This is a genomic window from Paenibacillus sp. MMS20-IR301 (assembly GCF_032302195.1).
Classification (GTDB): Bacteria; Bacillota; Bacilli; order Paenibacillales; family Paenibacillaceae; genus Paenibacillus_AQ.
The window spans coordinates 1,462,782-1,487,035 of record NZ_CP135275.1; the positions used below are offsets into that span (position 1 = coordinate 1,462,782).

The 24,254-nt window shown below is 51.7% G+C and carries 18 protein-coding genes and 1 riboswitch; of the genes, 16 read left to right on the top strand and 2 right to left on the bottom strand.

The genetic code is table 11. From position 1 onward, the window contains the following. The first annotated feature begins 3 nt into the window (after nt 1–3). Complete coding sequence (locus LOS79_RS06450) at nt 4–1,293, top strand: L-cysteine desulfidase family protein (protein ID WP_315417152.1); 1,290 nt, start codon at nt 4–6, stop codon at nt 1,291–1,293. Nucleotides 1,294–1,311: 18 nt separating this feature from the next. Here the strand turns inward: LOS79_RS06450 and LOS79_RS06455 are convergent, their stop codons facing one another. After that, the gene (locus LOS79_RS06455; protein WP_315417153.1) at nt 1,312–2,370 is read right to left on the bottom strand and encodes an ankyrin repeat domain-containing protein; all 1,059 of its coding nucleotides are present in this window, start codon (nt 2,368–2,370) and stop codon (nt 1,312–1,314) included. 157 nt (nt 2,371–2,527) lie between these two features. After that, nucleotides 2,528–3,283 carry a DeoR/GlpR family DNA-binding transcription regulator gene (locus LOS79_RS06460; protein WP_315417154.1) on the bottom strand — a complete coding sequence of 252 codons (756 nt, stop codon included), beginning with the start codon at nt 3,281–3,283 and terminating at the stop codon, nt 2,528–2,530. Between the two features lie 466 nt (nt 3,284–3,749). Between LOS79_RS06460 and LOS79_RS06465 the strand changes: the two genes are divergently transcribed. The 15 genes from LOS79_RS06465 to LOS79_RS06535 all read left to right on the top strand — a co-directional run bounded on the left by LOS79_RS06465 (nt 3,750) and on the right by LOS79_RS06535 (nt 24,086). Then, nucleotides 3,750–4,901 carry an iron-containing alcohol dehydrogenase gene (locus LOS79_RS06465; protein ID WP_315417155.1) on the top strand — a complete coding sequence of 384 codons (1,152 nt, stop codon included), beginning with the start codon at nt 3,750–3,752 and terminating at the stop codon, nt 4,899–4,901. 30 nt (nt 4,902–4,931) lie between these two features. Then, a complete protein-coding gene (gene rhaB / locus LOS79_RS06470) occupies nt 4,932–6,407 on the top strand; it encodes a rhamnulokinase (RefSeq protein WP_315417156.1) in 1,476 nt (491 codons plus the stop codon). A gap of 100 nt (nt 6,408–6,507) precedes the next feature. After that, complete coding sequence (rhaA, locus tag LOS79_RS06475; protein WP_315417157.1) at nt 6,508–7,764, top strand: L-rhamnose isomerase; 1,257 nt, start codon at nt 6,508–6,510, stop codon at nt 7,762–7,764. A 65-nt stretch (nt 7,765–7,829) separates the two neighbouring features. After that, nucleotides 7,830–8,675 (top strand): rhamnulose-1-phosphate aldolase, encoded by an 846-nt coding sequence (rhaD, locus tag LOS79_RS06480; RefSeq protein ID WP_315417158.1) that lies wholly within the window; start codon nt 7,830–7,832, stop codon nt 8,673–8,675. 148 nt (nt 8,676–8,823) lie between these two features. Next, nucleotides 8,824–9,918, top strand: a complete 1,095-nt coding sequence (locus LOS79_RS06485; RefSeq protein WP_315417159.1) for an NADH:flavin oxidoreductase — start codon at nt 8,824–8,826, stop codon at nt 9,916–9,918. A 143-nt stretch (nt 9,919–10,061) separates the two neighbouring features. Beyond that, nucleotides 10,062–10,445 (top strand): cytidine/deoxycytidylate deaminase family protein, encoded by a 384-nt coding sequence (locus LOS79_RS06490; protein ID WP_315417161.1) that lies wholly within the window; start codon nt 10,062–10,064, stop codon nt 10,443–10,445. A gap of 618 nt (nt 10,446–11,063) precedes the next feature. Continuing rightward, a complete protein-coding gene (locus LOS79_RS06495) occupies nt 11,064–12,170 on the top strand; it encodes a hypothetical protein (protein ID WP_315417162.1) in 1,107 nt (368 codons plus the stop codon). Between the two features lie 29 nt (nt 12,171–12,199). Then, nucleotides 12,200–12,341, top strand: a riboswitch (cyclic di-AMP (ydaO/yuaA leader). Between the two features lie 146 nt (nt 12,342–12,487). Next, nucleotides 12,488–13,648, top strand: a complete 1,161-nt coding sequence (locus LOS79_RS06500) for a KamA family radical SAM protein (protein ID WP_315417163.1) — start codon at nt 12,488–12,490, stop codon at nt 13,646–13,648. Nucleotides 13,649–13,826: 178 nt separating this feature from the next. Next, a complete protein-coding gene (miaB, locus tag LOS79_RS06505) occupies nt 13,827–15,413 on the top strand; it encodes a tRNA (N6-isopentenyl adenosine(37)-C2)-methylthiotransferase MiaB (protein WP_315417164.1) in 1,587 nt (528 codons plus the stop codon). Nucleotides 15,414–15,437: 24 nt separating this feature from the next. After that, nucleotides 15,438–15,890: a YlbF/YmcA family competence regulator gene (locus LOS79_RS06510; protein ID WP_315417166.1), complete on the top strand. Its 453-nt coding sequence runs from the start codon at nt 15,438–15,440 to the stop codon at nt 15,888–15,890. Between the two features lie 206 nt (nt 15,891–16,096). Then, nucleotides 16,097–16,867, top strand: coding sequence for an NUDIX domain-containing protein (locus LOS79_RS06515; protein WP_315417168.1), 771 nt, complete (start codon nt 16,097–16,099; stop codon nt 16,865–16,867). A gap of 30 nt (nt 16,868–16,897) precedes the next feature. Then, complete coding sequence (locus LOS79_RS06520; RefSeq protein ID WP_315417169.1) at nt 16,898–17,440, top strand: cysteine hydrolase family protein; 543 nt, start codon at nt 16,898–16,900, stop codon at nt 17,438–17,440. Between the two features lie 59 nt (nt 17,441–17,499). Continuing rightward, nucleotides 17,500–18,963, top strand: coding sequence for a nicotinate phosphoribosyltransferase (locus LOS79_RS06525; RefSeq protein WP_315417170.1), 1,464 nt, complete (start codon nt 17,500–17,502; stop codon nt 18,961–18,963). Nucleotides 18,964–19,369: 406 nt separating this feature from the next. Continuing rightward, nucleotides 19,370–20,599: a family 8 glycosyl hydrolase gene (locus LOS79_RS06530; RefSeq protein WP_315417171.1), complete on the top strand. Its 1,230-nt coding sequence runs from the start codon at nt 19,370–19,372 to the stop codon at nt 20,597–20,599. A gap of 451 nt (nt 20,600–21,050) precedes the next feature. Then, nucleotides 21,051–24,086 (top strand): RCC1 domain-containing protein, encoded by a 3,036-nt coding sequence (locus LOS79_RS06535; protein WP_315417173.1) that lies wholly within the window; start codon nt 21,051–21,053, stop codon nt 24,084–24,086. Nucleotides 24,087–24,254 lie beyond the last annotated feature (168 nt).

Below are 24,254 nucleotides of genomic sequence, written 5' to 3' on the forward strand. Positions count from 1 at the left end.
TGGATGGTTAACCTATTGGAAGTGCTGAAGAAAGAGATAGTTCCGGCGGAAGGCTGTACGGAGCCGATAGCTGTTGCCTATGCAGTGTCACTCGCGGCTGAGCTGGTGGCGGAGGAGATTACAGGCATCAAGCTGTTCCTCAGCGGCAATATAATCAAGAATGCTATGGGCGTAGGCATTCCGGGCACGGGGCAGACCGGGCTGCCGATTGCAGCTGCGCTGGGTGCGGTGGTCTGCCGCTCGCACCGCAAGCTGGAGATTCTGTCCGGACTGACTGCGGAGGAGCTGGCGAAGGCGAATGGAATCATTGAGCAGAAGCTGCTGGACGTAGAGCTGATGGATACGCCGGAGAAACTGTATATTGAAGCCCGGGTGTCCGGAAAGAATCATACAGCAACTGCAATATTGGCTAAAGAGCATACGAATATCGTGTATCTGGCTCTTGACGGCATACCGCTTGAACCGAAGAAGGACAAGGCGGATTGCGAGGAGAAGGGGACTCTCGACCCGGAGGTTTATTCGGTATCACTGGAAGAAATTTATGAATTTGTTCAGACTGCCCCATTCTCTGACCTGAGCTTCCTGCTGGAAGGGGCTGTAATGAATAAGGCGATTTCGGACGAAGGCCTGCGCGGGGAGTATGGCCTGCAGGTGGGCCGCAAAATGAGCCAGCAATCGGCCGTTAATCTGTTCGGGGGAGATGTGGCGAACATGATTATTGCGGCGACAGCAGCGGCTTCTGATGCGCGGATGGACGGCAGTGCCATGCCGGTGATGACCACTGCAGGCAGCGGGAATCAGGGGATTGCCTGCACAATGCCGGTTATTGCCCTGGCTAGGTTGCTTGACAAGGATGATGAAATGCTGGCCAGAGCGATGGCGCTCAGCAATCTGATTACTATACATGTCAAGCATTATATCGGACGTCTGTCACCGCTTTGTGGATCAGGAATTGCCGGCGGAGTAGGGGCGGGCAGCGGAATTGTCTATCTGATGGGCGGCACGCTTACGCAGATCAAACACAGCATTCAGAATACAATAGCCTCTACGTCGGGAATGATCTGCGACGGGGCCAAGCCGACCTGCGCCCTGAAAATTTCGACAGCGACCAACGCGGCCATCCAGTCCGCCACGCTGGCTATGAACGATATTTCGCCGAGTCTGAACGACGGCGTAATCTTCGAGAAGGTCGAAGATACGATTAAGAATATGGAGACCCTGGTGCAGGAAGGTCTTGCGGCGACCGATCAGGCGATCCTGAACATTATGCTATCCAAAGGTACGGCATCGTAAATTAAAGTTATTTCATAATCAGCGTTTATAGTCCGGCTGTTCCATAGACACCGGCAGCGGATTGGCCGCTACCCATTGCACCGCCAGCTCGCTTAATCTTGCGGGCTCATCATTACCGTAACCCTTTTTACGCAGCCGGGATACCAATAGTTCTGCCTCCTGTAGGAGCGTATGAGAAAGTGGCGTAGCTGAGGACATATACCGGAGCAGCGCATCCAGCATTTCACGGTAATTGTCATCCCAGTTACCTCCGCCGTTGTCCAGAATCTCATGGGATACCCGTCCAGTGATACGGATAACCTCTCCTTGTACCGTTTGTGCGTGTCCTGAAGCCGGGACGAGAAAATCCCATAGCTCCTGATGCTGGGCGGGCCATGCAGCAGCGGCAGCTTTGATGGGGGAGCTTCCGTCATGCTTTATTTGCTTCGCTACCGGTTCGACATCGAACAGCCGGTAGAGCTCCAGCAGGGCGGCGGCTTTTTTATCCAGCTCCTCGTTATTGTGGCTGGCTCTGACAAATTCCAGATCCTTGCCGATCCGCCGTACCGAATCTTTCATCTCCGGCGTGATTACTGCTCCGGCATCCAGCATGATTTTTGCGATTCCTGCCATGTGGGTAATATCGATATTCCGGCATTGGGATAATCCCTTAGCGAGCGGTGTTTGTTTCCGTTTACTCACCGCATGGATATTTGCGTCATGAGCGACCAGGTCCTGGATTGCCCGGGTCCGGTAATAACCCGCTGCCGCATGCAGCGGTGTCTCATCCTGATAATCAACGGCTTCCGGATCCGCACCCAGCTCAAGGAATAAAGGGATATTACCGGACCAGGTTGCAGCTTGGGCATGCAGAGGGGTGCGCTGGTACGTGTCCCGGGCGTCAATATCGGCACCTTGTTGTACGAGCCAGCGGACCAGTTCATCCGGGATTTGCCGGAAGCTGAGTGCGGTTCCTTTGCTGTAACCACCGCGGGCATCCCATTCACATTTATTAAGAATCTCCTGAAGTACTGCGATATCATTTGTTTTGATCCGCTCATCAAAATCGGCCGGCAATGTTTTTCTCTTTTTCCCCATAACATATCCGCTCCTTTATGAAAAGCATATATTTTCCTGCTAGCTTAACATATAAAGGAACTCAAAACCAACAAAGGCAAAACCTCTTTCCTGACCACGGGATAAGGTTTTGCCTTTTGCTGTTATTTGTTAGCCTCAGCCCGAATGACTTTGGCGCCTAGTACAAAACTTCAATATTCTGCTTAGCGAGCAGGTTCAGCCAGGCATCCGGCGGCTTGCGGTCCGTAACCAGCACATCGACCCGGTTCAGCTCGACCAGCTTGGCGAAGGCGGTTTTGTCGAACTTGGTATGGTCGGCCAGCAGCACTACCTTCTCGGCCTGGCGCAGCATATACTTCTTCAGCTCACATTCCGGCTCGTTGGAATCTGTCACGCCGCGCTCCATATCAATCCCTTTGCAGCTGATTACTGCGGTGTCGACGTTATAGCGCTCAATCGTCTCATGGGCCACAGGTCCGACGAGGGAGAGCGAGCGGTGGCGCAGTGAGCCGCCGGTCGAGATAATGCTCAGGCTGGAGCTGGCGAACTCATGCAGAATATTGATCGAATTCGTGATGATCGTCAGGTTGCTTTTATTGCCCAGCAGCTTAAGGAATTCAAAGGAAGTGGAACTCGGGTCAACCATCAGCGTATCCCCGTCATTAATCAGATCAAGCGCTTTGATCGCTATATTCCGTTTGATATCTGTATTGAGCGCTCCGCGGGTCAGGAACGGCAGATCCTCGTTGGTATGCCTGTTCAGCATGGCCCCGCCGTAAGTGCGGCTCACAATGCCGTCCTTCTCCAGCTTCTCCAGGTCTCTGCGGATCGTTTCTTCCGTGACCTCAAACATCTTGCTCAAATCAGACACCAGCACCCGTTTATCCTGATGGACAAGCTCTATTATTTTTTTGCGTCTTTCGGCAGCAAGCATGGGTATCACCTTTCCGGCAGCTTATAGCTTTAATTTTAATATAGACCCTAATTTCTGTGTTGTACAATAAAAATATTAATATCCCACATTTATTATAGTTTAATCTTCGCGAAACAAACAATAAACAAATAAAAACAACATTATTTATATTTAATTTGTTGACAACAAAGATTAATGGAGATACGATGAGGATGTTAATAATCTCTTTGAAAGCGCATGCCTTTGTGACAGTAAGGAATACCGCAGATAAGCTGCAAGCTTCCTAATTGTCTGCAAGAAACACTGGATTTCCTGCTCAAGGGGAGTGCAGCGTATTCTTCACGGGAGCGCCGGAGCCGGTCTGCTGCTTAACCTCATTGAGAGACCAGCCTGAGGCGCCACAGCCAGAATCTACGTCAGGATCAGAGAGATTCTTAGCAGTCCATTATTGTTGTTATACTAATTTGCCTGGGAGGCTGGTTAATCAATGAGTACACGCGTCTATTATGTTCCGTCGATCAACATTATGGGTAAAGGCTGTTTGCAGGACATTGCTCCCTATATTCAAGAGCTGAACCTGAAGAAAGCACTCGTCGTAACCGACAAGTTCCTGATGAAGAGCGGAATCGCCGGCAAGCTGCTGGCTGTACTGGATCAAGCGGGAATCAGCTATGTGGTATATGATGAAGTGAAGCCTAACCCGACCTGTAAAAATGTCCATGACGGCGTTGATTTCCTGAATGCGCATGAATGTGACTATCTGATCTCTATCGGCGGCGGCTCCCCGCAGGATACTGCCAAAGCAATCGGCATCGTAGCTACGAACGGCGGTTACATTGCAGATTACGAAGGTGTTCATAAATCCAAGAATAAATCCTTACCGATTGTAGCAGTGAACACCACTGCCGGCACTTCAAGTGAAGTTACAATCAACTATGTTATTACGGATGAAGAACGCAAGATCAAGATGGTAATGGTAGACAAGAACAGTATCGCCACCATCTCGGTGAATGATCCTGAACTGATGGTCGATAAGCCTGCAGCACTTACGGCTGCTACAGGTATGGATGCGCTGACGCATGCGATTGAAGCACTGGTCACTCCTGGCGCTTACCCTGTAACCGATGCCACTGCGCTGGCGGCTGTTGAACTGATCTTCGGCAATCTGGCCCGTACGGTTACGGACGGACATGACATTGAAGCGCGTGAGCAGATGGTCTATGCAATCTTCCTTGGCGGACTGGCGTTCAACAATGCCGGACTTGGTTATGTGCATGCGATGGCGCATCAGCTCGGCGGCGTGTATGACCTGCCGCATGGCGTATGTAATGCAATGCTGCTGCCATACGTTGAAGAAGAGAATGCCAAATATGTGCCTGAGAAATTCAGAGCGATTGCCAAAGCGATCGGCCTGCAGATTGAAGGCAAAAGCGATAAGGAATGTGCAGATTTCGTGATTGAATCCATTAAAGCGCTGTCCAAGGAAGTCGGTATTCCTGCCAAGCTGTCTGAGCTGGGTGTAGATGAAGTGGATCTGGATTTGCTGGCGGAGAATGCGATGAAGGATGCCTGCGCTCCGGGCAACCCGTTCATTCCTACCAAAGAAGAAGTTATCGCCTTGTTCCGTAAAATTCTCTAATTTAACTTCTATTAGATAAGGAGATTCCCCATGAACAATCATATCGCCGTCGATATCGGCGCCTCCAGCGGACGGCTTGTACTCGGAACCCTTGATGGCGGGATTCTCTCGCTGGAGGAGATTCACCGGTTCAGCAACGGGTTCACCGAGCAGGACGGCTCCTGCTTCTGGGATATTGATTATTTATTTAATGAAATTATTAAGGGTCTTCATAAAGCCAAAATTGCCGGAATAAGCGAATGTACACTGGGTATTGACACCTGGGCAGTGGATTATGTATTGCTGGATGCTGAAGGTAAACGGATGAGGGAAGTATATGCTTACCGTGACCGCCGCACAGACGGAGTAATGGAAGAGGTCGGGAGGCTGATCTCACCTGAGCAGGTATATGCCAAGACGGGCATCCAGCAATTAACCTTCAATTCACTATATCAGCTGTATGCGCATAACCGTGAAGAGCTGGCTGCAGCCAAGCAGATTCTGATGGTGCCGGATTATCTCTATTACAGACTTAGCGGACGCCTGATTAATGAGGTGACCAACGCCTCCACAATGCAGCTGCTGAACCTGGCAACCCGGGACTTCGATACCGACCTGCTGGATTTGCTGAATCTTAAGAGAGAGCAATTCGCCCCGCTGACGGAGCCGGGAGAGGATCTCGGCTTCATTACGCCGGAGCTGGTGGAGACGCATGATCTGCCTGAGTGCCGCCTGATCTGCGCCGCTACCCATGATACGGCATCTGCCGTGCTTGGTGTGCCTGTACAGAAGGACCGTTCCTCAGCATATATCAGCAGCGGCACCTGGTCGCTGCTTGGGGTAGAGCTGGATCACCCGGTAAATGACAGTAAAGCTATGGCAGCCAATTATACCAACGAGTGGGGCGCGTATGGTACCTACCGTTTCCTGAAGAACATTATGGGACTGTGGCTGATCCAGGAAGTACGGAGACTGGACGGAGGCAGATACAGCTTCGCCGAATTGGCTGAACAGGCCGGAGCATGCGAAGGCTTCCGCAGTCTGATTCCCTGCAATCATCCCCGGTTCCTGAACCCTGATAATATGATAGAAGAGATCCGCCGGGCCTGTGCGGAGAGCGGCCAGCCTGTGCCGGAGTCGCCGGGAGCATTAGCCCGCTGTATCTTCGACAGTCTGGCACTGTCCTACCGCAGCTATCTGGCTGAGCTTGAAGAGCTCACCGGCCGTAAGATCGAAGTGCTGCAGATTGTCGGTGGCGGGGCCAACAATGAACTGCTGTGCCAGCTGACCGCTAATATCATCGGCAGAGAGGTGCTGGCCGGTCCGACTGAATCGACTGCGCTCGGCAATCTGGCCGTGCAGATGATCAAGGCCGGACGTATGGCTGATATTCATGAAGCCCGGAGGATTATCGGCACGTCCTTTGCGATTAAATCGTATCTGCCCCAGGCGGTTCCAGAGCTGGATCAGCTGCTGGTCCGCTGGGATAAGCTCCATGCCGCATTCAATGCGGATGAGCGTAAATAGTAAATTTGCACATAGATTATTTGGTTTATGCATTTAGAGTGAGTTCTGCCGAGTTCAATCATAGAAGCGTATGCCAACAATACTTTTAGGAGGCGACAGCATGGATCAGAGCATCATTAACAGCTATAACGAAGCGAAGAAATTATACGCAGCCCATGGAATTAACACAGATGAGGTTCTGGAGAAGCTGGCCGGAATCAAAATTTCACTGCACTGCTGGCAAGGTGATGACGTTCAGGGCTTCCTGTTCAAAGATAAGGAGCTTAGCGGCGGTATTGCGGTAACCGGCAGCTATCCCGGCCGGGCCGGTACTCCGGATGAGCTGCGCCAGGATCTGGAGAAAGCACTGTCCCTGATTCCGGGCAAACACAAAGTTAATCTGCATGCTATTTATGCTGATACGAACGAGCAGGTTGATCTGGATGAGCTGGAGCCGCGCCATTTCGCGAATTGGGTAGAGTGGGCTAAAGAGCAGGGTCTTGGACTTGATTTCAACCCGACCTGCTTCTCCCATCCGAAGGCGGCTGACGGTTTCACCCTTAGCCATGCAGATGATGATATCCGCAATTTCTGGATCAGGCACTGCAAGGCCTCCCGCAAAATTGCCGAGCATTTCGGCCGTGAGCTGGGCCAGCCTTGCGTAACCAACTTCTGGGTCCCGGACGGTTACAAGGATACACCTGTAGACCGTCTGGCTCCGCGTATGCGTCTGAAGGAAGCGCTGGACGAAGTATTCAGTGAAGAGATTGATCCGAAGTACAATATTGATGCCGTTGAGAGCAAGCTGTTCGGAATCGGTTCTGAGAGCTATGTTGTCGGCTCCCATGAATTCTATATGGGCTACGGACTGACCCGCGGCAAGGCAATCTGCCTTGATGCCGGACATTTCCACCCGACTGAAGTGATCTCGAACAAGCTCAGCTCGATCCTGATGTTCAGCGAGCAACTACTGCTGCATGTCAGCAGACCAGTCCGCTGGGACAGCGACCACGTAGTAACGATGGATGATGAGCTGCTGGAAATTGCCCGTGAGCTGGTCCGCGGAGATCTGCTGCCGCGCACGAATATCGGCCTTGACTTCTTCGATGGCAGCATCAATCATCTGGCGGCTTGGGTTATCGGTACACGCAACACCATCAAAGCGCTGCTGCGCGCCATGCTGGAGCCGGTAGAAGAGCTGCGCGCCATTGAGCTGGCCGGAGATTATACTTCCCGCCTGGCCCTGGTCGAAGAATTCAAATCCTATCCGTTCGGCGCAGTCTGGGATTACTACTGTGCATCGCAGGGAACTCCGGTCCGCGAGCAGTGGCTGGCTGAAGTGAAGAGCTACGAGCAGGAAGTACTGGCGGGCAGATAAGTTTGGAGCTTAGAACAACAAGTATCCACGCACCTAGCGGTGCATATAGAAGGAGAGACAACCTAATGAGTACTTCTGTTATTGAAACCAAAGGTTATATCGCAAGCGTTGAAGCCCCTTTTATCCAGGAAATGTCCGAAATCACCCACCACATGTGGTCCCTCGGCTGGGATGAGCTGAATGGCGGTAATGTCAGTTATCTGCTGGATGAAGAAGAAGTAGCCAAATATATCAACATCAGCGAGCCGCTGCGTACGATCAGCCTTACGTTTCCTGTAACTGAGCTGGCGGGCAAATTCTTCATCGTTACCGGCTCCGGCAAGTATTTCCGTAATGTCATCAAAGACCCGGAAGCGAATCTGGGCGTGCTGCGTGTCAGCGATAGCGGCGAAAGTGTAGAAGTGCTGTGGGGACTGCGTAACAATGCGGTGCCAACGAGCGAGCTTGCCTCCCACTTCATGAGCCATATCGAGCGTCTGAAGGTAGATCCGAACCACCGCATTGTACTGCATACCCATGCAACGAATGTAATTGCCATGACCTTCACCCATGATCTGGATGAGCTGAAGTTCACTAAGACCCTCTGGGAAATGTGCACAGAATGTCTGGTTGTCTTCCCGGACGGCGTCAGCGTTATTCCTTGGATGGTTCCGGGCAGCAGTGACATCGGGCGTGCTACCGCTGACAAGATGAAGGATTACCGTGTGGTTATCTGGCCGCAGCACGGGATCTTCGTGACCGGAGCCACTATGGACGCTACCTTCGGTCTGGTAGAGACGATCGAGAAGGCTGCAATTGTCTACAACCTGATCGGCGGACGCGAAATCAAACAGAAAATCACCGATCAGCAGCTGGCCGATCTGGCCGCAGCCTTCCGTGTAACTCCGAAAGCCGGCGTTCTGGACTTGTAATTTCATCATTCTATTGTAAAGCCGGACTTAGCAGCTATGCTGCGGTGTCCGGCTTGTTAGTATTTTCTAAATGCATATTTGCATTTACCGTTCATAACAGTCATACTATGCTTACTTAAAGTAATCTAGTAGGAATCGGAGGCTGAATATGAAGACAGATAAATTATTTGAACCTTTCCAGGGTGGAGGCCTGTCCCTGAATAACCGTGTGGTTATGGCACCTATGACAAGAGCGCAGTCTCCCGGAGGTGTAGCCAGTCCGGAAGTGGCGGCATATTACCGCCGCAGGGCAGAAGGCGGAGTCGGCCTGATTGTTACCGAAGGGACAGCGATTAACCATCCGGCAGCGGTCAGCCACCCAAATATTCCGAATATTCACGGCGAAGCTGCCCTAGAAGCATGGGCGCAGGTGGTGAAGGAAGTCCATGCAGCGGGAGGGAAGATCATTCCGCAGCTGTGGCATGTCGGTATGGCCCGCAGCATTGGCGATCTGCCTAATAGCACAGCGCTTCCCATCGGGCCTTCCGGTCTTAATCTGGCCGGCGAGCAGGTTACAGAGCCGATGACCCGGGAGCAGATTCAAGGGATTGTCGGCGCCTTTGCCCAAGCGGCGAAGGCAGCCAAGGCAATCGGCTTCGACGGTATAGAGCTCCATGGAGCACACGGGTATCTGATTGACCAGTTCTTCTGGGAGAAGACCAACCGGCGCACCGATGAGTACGGCGGTGATCTCGAAGCACGGACAACCTTCGCTGTTGAGGTCATTGATGCCTGCCGCCGTGAAGTCGGTCCGGACTTCCCGATAGTGCTCCGCTTCTCACAGTGGAAGGGCGGCCATTATGATGCGCGGCTGGTGGATAACCCGGAAGACCTGGAACGCTTCCTGACGCCGCTCAGCAATGCCGGTGTGGATATCTTCCACTGCTCGACGCGGCGCTTCTGGCAGCCGGAATTCGAAGGCTCTGAGCTTAATCTGGCCGGCTGGACGAAGAAGATTACCGGCAAGCCGGTAATTACTGTCGGCTCAGTTGGGCTTGACAGTGCTTTTCCAAGCCCGGTAACGGAGAAGAACCAGGAAGATAATATTGAACGCCTTCTGGAGAGACTGGAACGGGAAGAGTTCGATCTTGTAGCGGTTGGACGGGCCCTGATCAGCGATCCGGCGTGGCCTGCCAAGGTGCGTGACGGCAGAATCAGTGAGATTGTTCATTTCACCTCTGATGCGGCGAATACATTGTACTAATAGCTGATATGTGAATCAGAACACCCTATGCAACAGGCATGCATGAGGTAAACCCCGTGTTTATCTGTTCATGTCTGCCTGCCTGGGTTTTTTTGGTATAATTTAGGAAGTTTCAGCAGTACATACATAAGGAGAATCATACAATGAAAGTCGAACAGAAAGATAGGGAGCTGATCCAGGCCGCCCGCGAAACCATCGACCGTAACTTCGATCTGGTAAACGAGCGCCATACGGTAGGGGCAGCGGTACGCTGCAAGAACGGTAACATCTATACCGGAGTCAATCTCTACTCGATCCATGGGTCATGTGCGGAGTTTATTGCCATAGGGGCTGCTATTACGGCAGGGGAAAGGGAATTTGAGACGATTGTAGCTGCGAGAACGAGCAGTGAAGGTGGCGTGCTTCTGCCTCCTTGCGGCAATTGCCGGGAGATGCTGGTGCGGTATGCCCCGGATATTGAGGTATTGATGGAGAGTGATAATGGTGCGGAGAAATTCAGTATTCAGGAGCTGATCCCCCGACACTGAACATGTGTCAGGCGGCTTGCAGTGATTATAGATCTGAATGCTGGTGTTGACTATATAGCTTGAACTGGAAAGCCATATGTTGATTTAGGATACAAGAATGCCCAAGGAGCTTCTTGCTGAACGGCCGGAATTCATTCTGTTGTATTCAGGGTGGAGCTGGTTATAGAGGGTCAATCCCCTCTGTCTGGTTCAAATACACTCCCAAGCTGATCCATACGGACGCCACAGCCTTTATTCGCTCAAAAAAGGTCATTGGGGAGGGCTTACGGACACGACGGCCCTTATCCGCGGCTTTTCATGGGCAAACTCCACTTTTCCGGTGAAATAACGGCGCTCATGTCCTTAAGGTCCGGCACTCCGGTACCTTTCCGCAGGCTTAACGTCTCTCATGTCCGTAACGCTATGTTAGTCCCTTGAATAACCGTTGCGTGGCTGGCTGCTTTTCTTAATGGAGGGCACATTCAACCCATTTACCTGCTATGGTGAACATTCTGTAACTCAGGAGGTCACAGTGCCCCTACATATCCCCCCGCCACCAACTCTCTTTTTTCTAAATTTTTTTAGTTCAATCTATATAGAGTACAGATAATTTCTGCTGCCGTGAGGAGGTATCTATTTATGCTTGAAAGTGTTATCTTTCCGGTACTGGTACCAAATCCAGGTGTAGTTATTGCCATGCACGCGTTAAAAAGTACAGAAACGCAGGCGGTACCCTTACTGGTGCTGAATGAGGAAGGGGAGTTATGGAGGCTTGAGCTGCATTCTGGGCTTGCGGTCAAGCTGCTGCAAGTGGATATTCCAGAATTTAATCCGCTGCACCCGCAGCAAATCGTTCTCTCTAAGGACGAACGGTATGCGGCTATTTCCAACCGGCTAGGCCAGCATGCCGCAGTCTATGATCTGCAGAGCCTGCAAGAGGTGATGAAGCTGTCCCGGGATGACTACCATTATACTACATGTACTTTCCCTCTGGCATTTGCTGAACTGGATCACCGGACCGTCCTCATAAAGGGTACTGAATGGAACAGACTCGATCTGGTCGACATGGATACCGGTGCGTTGCTGACTGACCGTGAGTCACCGGTATACGAAAGCGAAGACAAGCAGGCGACGGAACATTACCTGGATTATTTCTTCGGCAAACTGCATGTTTCACCAGACGGAGAATGGATTATTAGCACGGGCTGGATCTGGCAGCCTGTCGGGAGCATCCGTGCCTGGCATCTTCCATCCTGGAAGTCTAACTGCTGGGAGGCTGAAGACGGGCCGACTGTACATAACATATGGGAGTATACGGAGGACTGGGACTACCCCGTAACCTGGATAGATGATTATACCTTCGCGGTGTGGGGCAAAATTGAGACAGAAATGTATGATGAAGAGGATGGCGAGTTGGAGATTTATGGTGACGGTAAATCCGCTCCGGTACTGGCTTTATTTGATGTGAAAACTGGTGAGCGGAAGGAATTCTTCTTAAAAATGCCGGCAATCCGATTGACTTCAGATATAGAAGGCCTCTTTTACCCTCATGCCCAAATGGCACAGGTGCACGGTAAGCTCGTATTATGGGGGGCGATTCATGGCCTGTCCATCTTAAATCCCGATAGCGGTCATATAGAGTACTCTGAACAGACCTCACGCCCTGATCTATACCACGAATCTGCCGGCTTGTTCCTCCTGACGGATGTTTCCGGTTCTATTACCGGCCTGAAATTAAATCAATAGTTTTGACTTCAGCAAACTTTGCAGGTTATACTTGAACTACGCTTAATTTCCAGTATTTCCAGCTGGAAAGCGGGGGAACCAGTCAATTGGGGCGAATCATTGAGCTATGCAATGTAGGGTACCATCTTACCCGAGTCCGTCAGCTAACCTCGTCAGTAGTGGATGGGTCTGCTTTTTTATGTTTCTTATAACATGAGACCCTTGTGCTAAGGGTCTCTTTTTGTGTTTTTAAGAGAGATCCTGCTGGCTGCCAGTTTGGCTTTTTGACATCAAGGCTCCCAATGTCTCGCCATTATGAGAACAAAGGAGAGATTCATGTGCAAAAGGTACGTTACATAACCGACATTAACAAAATGGAAATGCTGCCCGAGGCGGAAAGATCCAGACTGAAAGAAATTACGGACAAGTTCGTATTCCGGGCAAACGACTATTACCTGTCCCTTATTAATTGGGAGGACCCGGATGATCCCATCCGCAAGCTCGTTGTTCCCGGAGAGGGCGAGCTGCTGGAGTATGGGGAATGGGACGCATCCGATGAGGAAGCCAACTATGTGGTTCACGGCTGCCAGCATAAATACCGGACCACTGCGCTCCTGATTGTCTCCGAGGTCTGCGGAGCCTACTGCCGCTACTGCTTCCGCAAACGGCTGTTCCGCAATGATGTCAAGGAAGCCTCCTCGGATGTTACCGCCGGAATCAAGTACATCGCTGCCCATCCGGAGATCAACAATGTCCTGCTCACAGGCGGCGACAGCCTGATTCTCTCGACCACCAAGCTGCGGTTCATCATTGAGAGCCTGCGGGCCATCCCGCATGTCAAGATCATCCGTCTCGGCTCTAAGCTGCCCGTGTTCAACCCGATGCGGATTTCCCAGGACCCCGAGCTGCTGGAGCTGATCCGCACCCATTCTACCGTCGAGAAGCGGATCTATATCATGGCGCATATCAATCATCCCCGCGAGATTACGCCTGAAGCCAAACGGGCCGTAAGAGATCTGCATGATGCCGGGGCCATTATCGTCAATCAGACGCCGGTGCTTAAGGGAATTAATGATGACCCGGCCGTTCTGGGTGAGCTGCTCGACCGCCTCTCCTGGGCTGGAATAACGCCATATTATTTCTTTATTAACCGCCCGATTGCCGGTAACCGTGAGTTCGTCCTGCCGCTTGAACAGGTATACCGGATCGTCGAAGAAGCCAAAGCGAGAACTTCAGGCCTTGGCAAAAGAGTCCGTCTCTCCATGAGCCATTCCTCCGGCAAAATCGAGATTCTGGCTATCGAGCAAGGCAAAGCCTATCTCAAATATCACCAGTCCCGGGATCAGGAGTACGGCAAATTCATGATCCTTGATTGCCCTGAGGATGCGGAATGGTTCGATGATCTTCCGGGTAACGAGCAGTACTGGAGCAGACCCGAAAAGAAGCCGGCGGCAACTTCAGCCTGTGAGCTGTTACAAGCGACTGTCAGCGCTAATTGAGGTTTAGTACGGAGATAACAGCAGCCCTGGTGATCAACATATCACCGGGGCTGTTCTGCCTGTGAATATCCGCCAAGTCTCACTAGTATAATGGATTATCTTGGGAGCTCTATGATATAATTTTACATTAGCAAAGCCTAACATATAGCAGCAATTCAGCAGAGGATGTGATACTGCAATGGCGAAAGGGAAGAAAAGCCCACCGGACCTGAATTCCGGCCAGGGCGGCAAGGATTACTCCAAATATTTCGATTTCAGCGACGCCAAGATTATAAGTGAGCAGGAAGGCAAAACTACCTACCGTATCAAAGGAAGAAACGTGCAGATCAACAGCCAGCCTGATTATAGGGAAGGCAAGCGCCGCGGCAAGGAAGAGATCGAGGTGCTGTACCATTTTGAGATTCTGCCGGAGATGGAGCATTTTGGCTGCGGTAAATTTTATCATATTACTACTTACGGCTGCCAGATGAATGAACATGATACCGAAACGATGAAGGGCATGCTTGAGCAAATGGGTTACCAGGCCACGCCTGACCGGAATAATGCAGATATTATACTGTTAAATACATGTGCCATCCGTGAGAATGCGGAGGATAAGGTGTTCGGGGAGCTGGGCCATCTCAAAAGCCTGAAGCTGGAGAAGCCGGGGCTCTTGCTCGGAATCTGCGGCTGCATGTCCCAGGAGGAAGGGGTAGTCAACCGGATCATGACCCGTTACGGGTTCGTGGATATGATCTTCGGCACGCATAACATCCACCGTCTGCCGGAGCTGATCAAGGAAGCGGTCTTCAGCAGGGAGCTGGTCATCGAGGTCTGGTCCAAGGAAGGCGACATCATTGAGAATCTGCCAAAGAAAAGAGAAGGGTTGCGCGCCTGGGTGAATATCATGTACGGCTGCGACAAGTTCTGTACCTATTGCATTGTACCGTTTACGCGGGGGAAGGAGCGCAGCCGCCGGCCGGAGGATGTCATTGCCGAGGTGCGGGAGCTGGCCCGCCAGGGCTTCAAGGAGGTTACGCTGCTGGGGCAGAATGTAAACGCCTACGGTAAGGATTTTACGGATATCGACTACACGTTTGGTGATCTGATGGACGATATGCGGGGGATCGATATTCCGCGTATCCGCTTCATGACTGCGCATCCCCGTGATTTTGACGATAAACTGATTCATGTGCTCGGTAAAGGGGGCAACCTGGTGGAGCATATCCACCTGCCGGTGCAGTCGGGAAGTACGGCGGTGCTGAAAAAAATGAGCCGCAAATATACGCGTGAAGCCTACCTGGAGCTGGTGCGTAAGATTAAAGCCGGGGTGCCGGATGCGGTGCTGACTACGGATATTATTGTTGGTTTTCCGGGCGAAACCGAGGAACAATTTGAAGAGACACTGTCGCTGGTGCGCGAAGTAGGGTATGATATGGCGTATACCTTTATTTATTCTGCACGTGAAGGTACACCTGCTGCTGCGATGGAAGACAATGTTCCGGCAGAGGTCAAAAGCGCGCGCCTGCAGCGCCTGAACGATCTGATCAAAGAGCAGAGCCGGCTCGGCAATGAGCGGATGCTCGGCAAGGTGGCAGAGGTGCTGGTGGAAGGCGAAAGCAAGAACAATTCGAATGTCCTCGCCGGACGGACCCGGGACAGCAAGCTGGTGCATTTCGAAGGCCCGGCGTCACTGGTCGGCACGATGGTGCAGGTGAGAATTACCGATACGAAGACCTGGTACATCAAAGGGGACTATCTGGCTGAAGCGGCAGCAGTCCTCTAATTATAGAGAAATGGGGCGAGAAGAATGAGCCGGGAAGAAGCGCGTTTGAATGCATACGGCATGGAGACCCACAACACCCGCGATTTAATTGTACGCGAGGATATTATGGGCAAAGCGAAGGAGCTGGCTGCACTGATCTCCACAAGTGAAGAGGTCCGGCATTTCCAGCAGGCTGAGCTGAAGATCCAGAATCACGACCGGGTGCAGGGGCTCATAGCTGCTATCAAGAAGAAGCAGAAGGAGATTGTGGCCTTTGAGAGCTTCAAGAATGTGAGCATGGTCGCAAAGATTGAACAGGAAATTGAATTGCTGCAGGATGAGATTGACAGCATTCCGGTCGTGAATGAGTTCCAGCAGAGCCAGAGCGATATCAACTATCTGCTGCAGCTGGTCATCTCGGTTATCAGGGATACCGTCTCGGATAAAATCAACGTGGAAGCAGGCACAGACGCGCCTCCGTCCACCTGCGGCGATTAAGAAGCACCTCCGGGGCGGATGAGAATCCGTCCCTTTTATGTTTTGGGGTCCCCGCAAAGTACCTGAGTAATCATCCGTAGCTATAGCTCCACTTTGTGGGGTTGTTTTATTTTTTACCGCTCTATGCGGTTGATTTTAGAAGGACAGGTTTGGTACATTAAAAGATACGAACAGCAAATAAAAGCTGCGGCAAAGGATGATCTAAAGTGAGCGAGAACGTGGAACCAACCTATAACGCCAAAAAATACCGCACTCCGGACGGCGTTCCGGCGGATATTGTCATGTTTACGCTGACCAAACGCGAACGGAAGACGGTCACGAAGACACTCCCGCTGCGGGAACTCAAAGTGATGCTGATCCGGCGGAAGAAATGGCCTTGTGCGGGCATGTGGGCCTTGCCGGGCGGCTTTTGCCAGGAAGATGAATCGATCTATGGTGCAGCTACACGCGAGCTGAAGGAAGAGACCGGCGTGGACGGCGGCCATCTGGAATACCTCGGGGTCTACAGTAAGCCCGGACGCGATCCGCGCGGCTGGATTATCAGCCATGCGTTCTTTGCCCTGGTCGAAGAGTGGATGCTCGAACAGAGACAAGCCTCCGACGATGCGGGCGAGGTCGGCCTGTTCACTCTGCAGGAAGCGCTGGAGGAGCTGGAGCTGGCTTTTGACCACCGTGATATTATTTCCGACGCCTACCTGCGGATTCAGCAGCAGATGCTGCAGACCACGATTGCCCGGCAGTTTCTGCCGCGCCATTTCACGCTTAGCGAGCTGTACCAGGTGATTCAGACGGTAGTTCCGGAATTCAAGGAACCGAATTTTATCCGCAAAATTACGTCAACCCGCAGCCGGCAGGGTATATTAAAGGAAGTAAGGGATGAAGCGGGTGACCTGCTGAGCTCCAATCAATACTCCCAGCGTCCGGCGCAGCTCTATATGTTCACTGACCATGAACCGCTGTTATCCATTTATACCTGATTTGATTTGCGAAAAGGGGGCTATCTGTATATGAAAGCACTGATCGTAATTGATTTCACGAATGATTTTATCGACGGCAGTCTGCCTGTAGGGCAGCCCGGGATTGACATTGCCCCGCGGGTTAGCGCATTGACTGAGCAATTCGTGCAGGCAGGTGACTATGTGGTCATGGCGGTCGATCTGCATGAGGCCAATGATCCGTATCATCCGGAGAGCAGGCTGTTTCCGCCGCATAATCTGCGGGACAGCAGCGGGCGTGAGCTGTACGGCACCCTGAAGGCTGTATATGAGGCGAACCGTGAGGCCATCTATTGGATGGATAAAACCCGTTACAGCGCGTTCTGCGGCACGGATCTTGCGCTGAAGCTGCGTGAGCGGGGGATTACCGAGCTGCATCTGATCGGCGTATGCACGGATATCTGTGTGCTGCATACAGCTGTGGATGCGTACAATCTGGGATTTAATATTACTGTTCACGAGGATGCGGTGGCCAGCTTCAACCCGGACGGGCATACCTGGGCGCTGGGGCATTTCCGCGGCAGCCTCGGTGCGGCAGTCGTAAGCGCAGAATAGTGAACTAACCAGCAGCAGCAGATTTTACTTCAGCAGAGGAACTATTAGGAGATGAGGACTTGAGGAGAGAACTTGCTCTACATACAGACAAATATCAGATCAATATGATGTACGCCCACTGGGTGAACGGCACCCATAAGCGCAAAGCCGTATTTGAAGCATATTTCCGCAAGCTGCCGTTTGGCAACGGGTTTGCTGTCTTCGCCGGTCTGGAGCGGATCACCCAGTATATTGCGGAGCTGCGGTTCACGGAGGAGGATATCCGCTACCTGTCGGAGCAGGAGGAGAATTATGCGCCGGCGTTTCTGGAGGAGCTGCTGCAGTTCCATTTCCAGGGCAGTATTCATGCCATGAAGGAAGGCGCGCTGATCTTCCCGGATGAGCCGCTGATCCGCGTGGAAGGCACGATTATGGAAGCCCAGCTGGTCGAGACGGCCATCCTGAACTTCATGAACTACCAGACGCTGATTGCAACCAAGGCTTCCCGGATCAAGCAGGTCGCTCCGAAGGATACGCTGCTTGAATTCGGAACGCGCCGTGCGCAGGAAGCGGATGCCGCGGTATGGGGCGCCCGTGCAGCTTATATCGGCGGGTTCCATGCCACTTCGAATATGCTTGCCGGCAAGCTGTTTGGGATTCCGACGAAGGGAACACATGCCCATTCCTGGGTGCAGAGCTTCCCGAGCGAGCAGGAGGCCTTCGACGCCTATGCCAGAGTGATGCCTGATGGCGTAACCCTGCTGGTGGATACGTTCGATACGCTGCGCAGCGGTGTGCCGAATGCCATTAACACAGCTAAGAAGCTGGAGGCACAGGGCAAGCGGATGAACGGGATCCGGCTCGACAGCGGGGACCTTGCGTATCTGTCGCGTAAAGCGCGTGAAATGCTCGATGCAGCGGGCCTTGACTATGTGAAGATTGTGGCTTCCAATGATCTTGATGAGAACACCATCATGGATCTGAAGCTGCAGGGTGCGGCGATTGATACCTGGGGAGTAGGAACCCAGCTGATTACGGCTGCCGATCAGCCTTCGCTGGGCGGAGTCTACAAGCTGGTTGAGATTGAAGCGCCAAGCGGTGAGATGATCCCGACGATCAAGATCTCCTCCAATCCCGAGAAGGTCTCCACCCCCGGCAAAAAATCCGTCTACCGTATTGTCGGGCAGAACGGCAAGGCGCTGGCGGATTATATCAGCTTCGCGGATGAGCCTGCTCCGCGCAGCGGGGTCCGGCTGAAGCTGTTCAACCCTGTGCATCCCTATATGAGGAAGCATGTAGAGAAGTATGAGGCGCTGCCGATGCTGGAGCCCGTCTTCGTGAACGGCTTCCAGGTCTACAAGCTGCCGGATCTCGCGGAGATCCGCCGGTATCACCAGGAGCAGCTTGACCTGTTCTGGCCGGAATATCTGCGCAAGCTGAATCCGGAGGTCTTCCGTGTTAACCTCAGCGAGCAGCTCTGGAACCGCAAGCAGCAGCTGATTGCCGAGCATATGATGACGGATACGGATGCGGATGCGGAATAACCGCAGTTTCCTTAGTGGCCAATAGCTGCGCCGGATTGCTGTTCCGGTGCAGCCTTAGACTGGCTAAGCCCGTCTGGCGGTGATTATCCGCCGGGCGGGCTTTTTGCCGGATAAGGCCTGGACAGCCCGGGGAATCTGCTGAGGACGTACGCCGGCAGGACCATCTGCTCATTGACAGGTAGTCTCTGGAATAATATATTAAATATGTTCCAAATTACAATTTCGCAGAAAGGAATTATTTTTTTGGAGTGAAAGTATAAACGTTTAAACTTTCATCGAAGAAAATGCTGCAGACGGTGCCATAATGTTTTACGGGGGGTGAACTTTTCCTGACGCAGTCCGTTTGTGAAATCGACATTTCTTTTGTCTGAGTCTAATCCACTAAATTCTAAGGAGTGAATTAGTTATGAACAAGCAAGGGAAACGCAAGCTGCATTGGAAAAGTCTGGTTTTGCTCTGTCTGGCCATCTTCCTTCTGCCTGCCGGATCTGCTTTTGCGGCAGTGAATAAGCCCTTTCCGCAGCATACGGCCTATACAAGCGGATCCATTAAGCCGAATAATGTGACCCAGACTGTTATGGACAACGCCGTAAAGACCAAATGGGATGCCTGGAAAGGCGCGTATCTCAAGCCGGCCGGAACGGGCAAATACTATGTTAAATATAATTCGGACGGGGAGACCGTTTCGGAGGCACACGGCTACGGGATGCTGTTCACTGTGCTGATGGCGGGCTATGATGCTAATGCGCAAACCTACTATAACGGACTCTATAACTACTATACAGCACATCCAAGCTCCATCAATCCTTACCTGATGTCCTGGAAACAGAACAGCAGCTTCCAGAATATCGAAGGTGAGGATTCTGCAACGGACGGCGACATGGATATCGCCTTCTCGCTGCTGCTGGCGCACAGACAATGGGGCAGCAGCGGAACGGTAAACTATTTGCAGGCAGCAATCAACATTATTAATGCAATCATGGATAAAGAGATCAATGTTGCGCAGTGGACCATCCGGCTCGGCGACTGGGCGAACAGCGGCGCGTATAATACGGCGACCCGGCCGTCTGATTTCATGCTTAATCATCTGAAGGCATTCCAGGCCGCGACAGGCGATACCCGCTGGCAGAACGTGACGGACAAGACCTATACAATCATAAACAGCCTATATATCGGATACAGCGCTACTACCGGATTGCTGCCGGATTTCGTTGTCTACTCCAGCAATGCGTATAAGCCGGCTGCAGCGAATTTCCTGGAGGATGCGAATGACGGCAACTACAACTATAATTCCTGCCGCACTCCGTGGCGGATTGCCACCGATTATCTGCTCACAGGGGATAACCGGGCCCTGGCACAGTTAAATCAGCTGAACAGCTGGATTAAGACCAAGGTCAGCAGCACTCCGGGCAATATTAAGGACGGCTATAAGCTGAACGGAACCACATTCGGCAGCTATAACAGCGGTGCCTTCTATGCCCCGTTCGGTGTAAGCGCGATGACTTCCTCTGCCAACCAGAGCTGGCTTAACTCCCTCTGGAGCCATACAGCCGGCAGTGCGGCAGAGGATTACTATGAAGACAGCATTAAGCTGTTCTCGATGATTGTGATGTCCGGCAACTGGTGGACTTATTAAGAGTAGGTTTTCTAAAGGGTTTGGTTTTTTAAAATGCTCATAGAGGTTGTACTCCTAGCAGTTTCGCGGTGCTGGGCCGCGGAGCTGCTTTTTAATTGCTCTATGCGGCATGAACAATTGTGAATCACAGTATATGGGCGGATGAAACAATTTGAAGCAGTATTACAACAGAAGCCTGGATATCCGGTGTTCCTGAATTGAATGGATTTTCTCCACTTACTAAGGAAGCGGAGGGGGGGGACATGTAAACAGCAGGTGGAAAAACAGCACTTAATTTGCGGCTAATCAGCCAAATCAACAGAAAAGTGAGAAATTAAATGACGTTTATTCAGCATCCAAGCTGTCGCGGGGGAGTATGTTAAATGGTTCTTTATGATCATTTTTTTATTGGGTTGAATGGTATAATATCCCTTGATGTCCAATACATAGACAAGGAGCTTTGAAACGTACTATGAATTCATTTAAGAGAGTGTTCACCAGGAACATAATGCTGAAGCTAATTATTCTGCTGTTCATTACCGGAACGGTGGCCGCCGGTGCCCCGCCTGTCTCTACCCAAGCCGCCGGGAATCAAGACAGTTACACTGGTGTCAAGCTGCGCAAGATCACAGCCAGCAATCTCCAATCTTATGCGCTGGATACCCAGGGCAATTTGTGGGCTTGGGGCCAGTCTAACGGCTATACCTCCTATGGAAATGGAGTCCCCGGCCAGGTAAGCTTTTTCAAGAATAAGCCGATTAAGGATATCCAGGGCGGCAACCAGTTTCTGCTGGTGCTGCTTGAAGACGGTACAGTATGGGTGAAGTTCAATTATTCTACAGACTCAGCGTTATTTAGCCAGGTCAAAGAACTGAAGCAGATCGAGCAGATCAGTGAAGCAGAAGCCTATGCATACGCCACGCAGAGCGACGGAACTGTCTGGACGTACGTGCCTTCCGAGCCGGGGAAAGCCCCGGTCAAGCGGCCGGAGCTGAGCAATGCCGGCTTCAAGGCTTTTTATGATACATATGCGCTTAAAAATGACGGAACTGTATGGAGCATCGGCTCTAAGCCCTCGGTTCCCGTTCAGGTCGATGGGCTCTCGGGTATCCGGAAAATCATAGACGGACAGACAGAACAGCCCAATTATGCCTTGTCGGAAGACGGGCAGGTCTGGGGCTGGGGCAGCTCAACGATTTATAGCATGACCGCCAAGCCGAATATAATAAAGCTTCTAAAGGGGGATGGCGAGGTTCAGCGGATTGAGGAGCTTGAGGGTATTCAGGATATCTCCTCCGGGCAGGGCTTTTTTACCGTGCTCAAGAATGACAAGACAGTCTGGGCCTGGGGCTATAATGACCGGAATCAGCTGGGAGACGGGACGACTAAGCATTCTGTACAGCCGGTCAAGGTTTCTAATCTGAACAATGTGTCAGGGCTTAGCATCGGCTATATAGCGAATCATGCCTTTGCGCTGCTGGAAGACGGAAGTGCAGTGGCCTGGGGCGATAACAGCAAGCAGCAGTCGGGTACCGGTTCAGACCTCCAGACAGTTGCCACTCCGCAAAGGGTTGCCTTTCCCTTGTCATCCGGTGATGCTGAGAAGCAATTCACATTTACTTATGACGGACAGCAGGGGAATACACTCGGCCAACCTGTCAGCAACGGACAAGGAATGGTGATCATTCTAAAGACTGAAGGATATCTGTTATCCAAAGATGGGGGCGCTGTCTGGAGCACAAAGCCTCTGCCGGCAGTCTCAAGCAAACTAAACATCACTTATCAGCATGACCGCTTCTTTTTAAGTGATCTGAATCCGGACTCCCCGCATTTATATTATTCGCTGGACGGGGAGAGCTGGACCGAAACCGCAGTTGAACTAACACCATCAGCACTGAAGGCTTACACAATCACCTGGCAGAACAATCAGTTTATACTGCTGTCTTATCCGGATCAGACGTCGAAGACTGAAGTATACACCTCAGAAGACGGTAAGGTCTGGACGCTAAAAGGGACGGCCGGGCAACAGCTGGACCAGATCTTTTGGAACGGCAAACGGTATATGATGACTTACGGAGGATATGCCTATTACGGAGCCGCCAGCGGGCGGAACCAGTTCCTTTATATGCCCAGTGATAAACGCAGCGTCGAGCTGATCGTGTATACATCGGATAATTTAAGCCAGTGGACCCAGCAGTCCGGTAAAATAAATAACAGTTTTAAATACAGAGCAGCGGTAAACGGCCGGCCGATCCGTAACTATTGGCTGATCTTTGATGAGTTGAAGCCGGATGGAACCCTTGTCTTCCATGACGATGAGGGCAATAATCTGAGCACCAAGGACGGGATCAACTTCCAGCTGGCCAGAACTTCGGATATGTTCTCCGGCTTATACAGCCGCAGCGGTATATTCTGGAACGGCAAGCAGTACCTGATCTATGCTTCCCTGTTCCGCAATGAAGGCATCGTGTTTGTCTCCACCGATAAAGTGAAATGGCAGCAGCAGAAGATTTCCAATATTCCTTTCGGGATGTCAGTGACCTACACCGGGAAAAGCTATGTCGGCGTTTCGGGCACACGCATTGCCGTCTCTAAAGACGGGCTGAAGTGGGAGATGAAGCAGGGGGCTAAGCCGGATGCCTACCTGTATCAGACTGTAAAAGGAAATGGGATATTTGTATCCGTCGGTTCCCTGTATGTCTATTCCGTGCCTGCTGTTGCTGTAAGCAAGGACGGCAGGAACTGGCAGCAGATTCTGCTCGGGAACCAGAAGGATACAGCGCAGAACGGTCTGACCTCTGTGGCCTGGAACGGCAGCATGTTTGTGGCTGTAGGGAGGCAGTATGCCTGGACCTCCAAGAACGGCAGCGCCTGGACCCGCAACAGCAAGCCGCTGGATGCCGAGATGAGTAAGGTAATCTGGACAGGCAAAGAATATATTGCCATCGGTCAGCCGAAAGGCAATGATAAGAAGTCGGTGATCTATTCTTCGGCAAACGGGACTGCATGGAAGAAGATCTGTGACTGGACAGGTAAGCTTACCGACATTGCGGTCCATAACGGTACGGTTGTAGCAGCCGGAGTGAGCGGCGGCAAGGCTGTTATTTTACAGAGTACGAGCTCAGCTAAATGGAATACACAGACCCTGGCGACGGCGAGCGGCCGCACGTACAGCTTCATGAATGTGCAGTGGGTGAAGGACCGGTTCCTCATTGCTGCAGATCATATCTACAGCTCGGCAAACGGGCTGCAGTGGAGTACTGTCAAAGGGCAATATGATCAGGTTATTCAGCCGAATGATGCAGGCGACATTCCAAGCAGACTGGTCTGGACCGGTCAGGATTACCGTTTCATGAGCGGCAACAGAATCGGCATATCCAAGGATTTGAAGAGCTGGAGCTTCTATGAGCATGATCAATTCTATACCTTTAATGAGATGTTATGGACAGGCAGCGATATGCTGGTCTCCGGCAAAGAGGGCTTGTTGCTGCGCTTGCGGGATAAATAAGATTTACAGATTCAGCCCATCCGTTCAGGATGGGTTTCTTTCTATATGGGCTGGGCACCTGTGACAAATATCATGATTTCTGTGATAAATTTAACATCTTAATTTTTAATTTTATTGCTAAATTAAGGGTGACATTGGTTGCAAATCTCCCTTGGGAAGTACGTGGTT